Origin of the sequence: Kitasatospora sp. NPDC057512 (genome assembly GCF_042802135.1) — a bacterium.
Taxonomy (GTDB): domain Bacteria; phylum Actinomycetota; class Actinomycetes; order Streptomycetales; family Streptomycetaceae; genus Kitasatospora.
Window position 1 is genome coordinate 1 of the sequence record NZ_JBHVET010000696.1, and the last position, 4,611, is coordinate 4,611.

Below are 4,611 nucleotides of genomic sequence, written 5' to 3' on the forward strand. Positions count from 1 at the left end.
GGTGGACCGCACCGGCCAGAGAACTCTGCACGATGACCACGTGGATGTTCGAGCGTCTCCGGGGGTTGTGAGACACTTCCGTCCGTCTCAGCGCCATGACCTGGGGTTTGGGACGCCAGGCCGATCAGGTTGGAGAAGCGGAGACGCCGAACGGCCCGGACCGGGACCCTGCCGCTCCCCCGTTCCCCGCCCCCCGTTTCTCGAGTTTGGAGCGCCGCCGTGGGTTCCGCCTGGAAGCAGCTGCCCGACGAGCTGTCCGAGCCCGCCAGACGCCTGGCCGAGGAGCTCCGGTCCATCAAGGACACCGCCGGGCTGTCGCTGTCCGAGCTCGCCGCCCGGACCCACTACAGCCGGGCGTCCTGGGAGCGCTGGCTCAACGGCAAGCGGGTCGTCACCGAGCAGGCGCTGGACGCGCTGGTCGGGGCGGTCGAGTGCGACGGGGCCGCGCTGCGGGCGCTGTGGCGGCAGACGGTGGAGCGGTCGGCCGTCGCTGACGGGCCCTCGGGCGCCGAGCAGCCCGCCGTCGAGCAGCCCGCCGTCGAGGAGGCCGTCCGGGAACCCGCCGCCGTCGAGGAGGCGCCGGTGACCGGGCAGGAGCCCGAGCCCGCCCCCGCTGTCTGGTGGCGGCGCCCGGCGGCGCTGGTCTCCGGTGCGGCCGCGCTGGCGCTGCTGCTGGTGCTGGTGGGCCTCCGGATCAGCCGGCCCGACGGGCAGGCCGCGGCGGCCGACCGGCCCGCCACGACGACCGGTGCCTCCGCTGGTCCCAAGCCCGGGCCCACCGCCCCGGCCTGTCAGGCCGTCGGCTGCGCGCACAAGGACCCGAAGACCACCGGCTGCGGCAAGGACGCCCGGACCCTGCAGACCCAGGTGATCGGCAAGGTGGTCGTCTACCTCCGGTACAGCCAGACCTGCCGGGCCGCCTGGGCGGCCATCACCGAGGGCCAGCCGAAGGACTACGCGACGATCACCGACGGCAACGGCGAGAACGAGACGGCGCTCATCCACTGGGGCTACGACAACTACTCGGCGATGCTGGACGCGGCGGACCCGGCCGTCACCTTCCAGGTCTGCGGCTACCAGCCGGCCGGCCACGACTGCACCGCGGTCGTCTCCGACCTGGCCATAGTGGTGGCCTCCACCCCGATCCCGATCGGGCCCGCCTCTCCCCCGCCGGGCACCGGGGCGGGCGCCCCCACGACCCCGGCCCCGGCCACACCGGCCGACCCGGCACCGGCCGACCCCGCGCCGGCCGACCCGTCGGCGCCGACCCCGCTCTAGGGGCCGGGCTCAGTCGAGGTACCCGCGCAGCTGCTCGGCACAGGCGTGGTCGCGGAGCTTGACCAGGGTCTTCGACTCGATCTGCCGGATCCGCTCCCGCGTCACGCCGAACACCGCACCGATCTCCTCCAGCGTGCGCGGGCGGCCGTCGTCCAGCCCGTAGCGGAGCTGGACGACCTGGCGCTCCCGCTCCCCCAGGGTCGCCAGGACGGCCTCCAGGTGCTGGCGCAGCAGCAGGAAGGTCGCGGACTCGGCGGGCGAGGCGGCGTCGGCGTCCTCGATCAGGTCCCCGAGCGCGACGTCCTCCTCCTCGCCGACCGGGGTGTGCAGCGAGATCGGCTCCTGGGCCAGCCGGAGCAGCTCGCGCACCCGCTCCTCGGTCAGCTCCAGGGCGGCGGCGATCTCGGCCGCCGTCGGTTCCAGGCCGCGCTCCTGGAGCAGCCCGCGCTTCGCCCGGACCACCCGGTTGATCAGCTCGACCACGTGCACCGGCACCCGGATCGTCCGGGCCTGGTCGGCCAGGGCCCGGCTCATCGCCTGCCGGATCCACCAGGTCGCGTACGTGGAGAACTTGAAACCGCGGGTGTAGTCGAACTTCTCCACCGCGCGGATCAGGCCCAGGTTGCCCTCCTGGACCAGGTCCAGCAGGGTCAGCCCGCGCCCGACGTAGCGCTTGGCGACGGAGACGACCAGCCGCAGGTTCGCCTCGATCAGCCGGCGCTTGGCGATCCGGCCCCGCACCACCAGGGTGTCCAGTTCGCCGCCCAGCGGGTCAGGCGGCGGCGGGTCGCCGTTCAGCCGCTCCTCGGCGAAGACGCCGGCCTCCACCCGGCGGGCCAGCTCGACCTCCTCCTCGGCGGTGAGCAGGCGGATCCGGCCGATCTCGCGCAGGTACTGGCGCAGCAGGTCGGCGGCCGGCCCGGTGTCGTCGGCGGGCCCGCGGCGCTCGTCCGGGTCCTCGGCGCCGGCCCGCGCCTCGGACCCGGACCCGGGTTCGACGTCCGGGCTGTCCGGGCTGTCCGGATGGCCCTCCGGCAGGCCCTGGGCGGGGATCCGGGCACCGTCCGGGGACGCCACCCCGGCCCGGCCGTGGTGGGTGTCCTGCTCCCCGTCCGGTTCGACGGGGTTCACTCTCGTACCGGTGGTGGTCGCTGCGACGACGCCTTGCTCCACGGGCATCCCCTCGGGGCGGGCGCGACTCTGGCGGACCCGCGCAGTACGGAGGTGGGACGCCCTCCAGTGTGCGGTACGCCACGCTCCGTGGCCGAGACTCGTGCGCCGACTTTCTGCGCCCGGATCCGGGCGAGGGTGCCGCGGGGCGCGTCAGAGCGCCGCCGCGCCCTGGCTCTTCAGCTGCTCGCCGTACTGCTGGAGCTGCCACAGCTCGGTCTGCACCGCGTGCAGCTGCTCGGCCCCGGCCCGGGGGCCGAGCCGCTGGAGGTAGCCGCGGACCTCGGTGATCCGCCGGTCCACCGCCAGCAGGCGCAGCTTGACCAGGAACTCCCCCGCGTAGATCGCGTCCGCCTTGCGGCGCGAGCGCACCGGCTCGACGGTCAGCTCGGTGACCAGCGAGCGCACCTGGTCGTCCGGGGACGCCTCGCGCACCGCGCTGGTGAAGTCGGGCAGGGTCGCCCCGTACGCGGCGCCGCCGGCCTTGGCGATGGCCTGCCGGACGGCGGTGTACGGCGGGGTCGGGAACTCGTCCTCGCCGTAGTGGTCGAAGGCCGGGCTGACCAGGTCCGGGTGCTGGAGCGCCAGCTTGAGCAGCTCCCGCTCGACGAACTGGGCCGGGTCGCGCGGGTTGAGCCGGTAGACGGGCTGCGCGGCGCGCTGCGGCTGGACCGGCTCGGGGCGGCGCTGGGCGGCCGCGCCGCGCGGGTTCTGCTGGCGCTCGCGGTCCCAGCGGGCCAGCTGGGAGATCCGGCGGACGACGAACTGCTCGTCCAGGATGCCGAGCATGCCGGCCAGGCGGACGGCGTACTCGTGCTGGATCGAGCGGTCCTTGATCTTGGCGACGATCGGGGCCGCCTCCTCCAGCGCCGCCGAGCGCCCCTCCGGGGTGTCCACCCGGTGCCGGGCGACCGCCGAGGTCAGCGCGAACTCGAACAGCGGGACCGGGTTGTCGATCAGGTGCTTGACCGCCTCGTCGCCCTGGGCCAGGCGCAGCTCGCACGGGTCCATGCCGCCCGGGCTGACCGCGATGGAGGTCTTGGCGGCGAACTTCTGGTCGTCCTCGAAGGCGCGCAGGGCGGCCTTCTGCCCGGCCGCGTCGCCGTCGAAGGTGAAGACGGTCTCGCCCCGGTACTGCGACGTGTCCATCAACAGCCGGCGGATGATCTTGATGTGGTCCTCGGCGAAGGCGGTGCCGCAGGTGGCCACCGCCGAGGTGACCCCGGCCAGGTGGCAGGCCATCACGTCGGTGTAGCCCTCGACCACCACCGCGCGGCCCGACTTGGCGATCTCCTTCTTCGCCAGGTCGATCCCGTACAGCACGTGGGACTTCTTGTAGATCGGCGTCTCGGGGGTGTTGAGGTACTTCGGGCCGTTGTCGTCCTCGCGCAGGCGGCGGGCGCCGAAGCCGACCACCTCGCCCGCGATATCCCGGATCGGCCAGACCAGCCGGCCCCGGAAGCGGTCGATCAGGCCGCCGCGCTGGCCCTGCGAGGCGAGGCCGCCCAGCAGGATCTCCTTGTCGGTGAAGCCCTTGCCGCGCAGGTAGCGGACCAGGTGCTCCCAGCCCGCGGGGGCGTAGCCGACGCCGAAGGTCCTCGCGGCCTCCTCGTCGAAGCCGCGCTCGGCCAGGAACCGGCGGCCGATCTCCGCCTCCGCAGAGGCCAGCTGCTCCTGGTACCAGGCGGCGGCCACCTTGTGCGCCTCGACCAGCCGGGTGCGCTCGCCCTGCTGGTGGCGGGGGCTGTAGCCGCCCTCCTCGTAGCGCAGGGTGATGCCGGCCTGGGCGGCCATCCGCTCGACGGCCTCGGCGAAGGTGAAGTGCTCGATCTTCATCAGGAAGGCGATGGTGTCGCCGTTCTCCTGGCAGCCGAAGCAGTGGAAGACGCCCTTGGCGGGGTTCACGTAGAAGGAGGCGGACTTCTCGTCGTGGAAGGGGCAGACGCCCTTGTACTCGCCACCGCCACCGTTGGTCAGCTGTACGTAGTCGCCGACCACCGCGTCGATCGGCAGTGCGCTGCGCACCGCCTGTACGTCTTCGTCCCTGATCCGCCCGGCCACCCCGGAAGTCTACTGGGGCGGCGGGGCATTCCGGCCGCACCGAGGGTACGGCCCCGGTCGGGGCACGGCCGCGCCGGAGCCGGCGCGGCCGCCCCCCGCGGC

The 4,611-nt window shown here is 74.0% G+C and carries 3 protein-coding genes; 1 reads left to right on the top strand and 2 read right to left on the bottom strand.

The annotated features are described in order from the left end of the window. Positions 1-219 precede the first annotated feature (219 nt). Positions 220-1,278 (top strand): DUF2690 domain-containing protein, encoded by a 1,059-nt coding sequence (locus tag ACFU6K_RS32065; protein ID WP_380669003.1) that lies wholly within the window; start codon positions 220-222, stop codon positions 1,276-1,278. 9 nt (positions 1,279-1,287) lie between these two features. Here ACFU6K_RS32065 and ACFU6K_RS32070 read toward each other — a convergent pair whose 3' ends face one another. Together ACFU6K_RS32070 and dnaG are read right to left on the bottom strand one after the other, a co-directional pair. Next, positions 1,288-2,457 carry an RNA polymerase sigma factor gene (locus ACFU6K_RS32070; protein WP_380669005.1) on the bottom strand — a complete coding sequence of 390 codons (1,170 nt, stop codon included), beginning with the start codon at positions 2,455-2,457 and terminating at the stop codon, positions 1,288-1,290. A 144-nt stretch (positions 2,458-2,601) separates the two neighbouring features. Continuing rightward, a complete protein-coding gene (gene dnaG / locus ACFU6K_RS32075; protein ID WP_380669007.1) occupies positions 2,602-4,509 on the bottom strand; it encodes a DNA primase in 1,908 nt (635 codons plus the stop codon). Between the last annotated feature and the right edge of the window lie 102 nt (positions 4,510-4,611).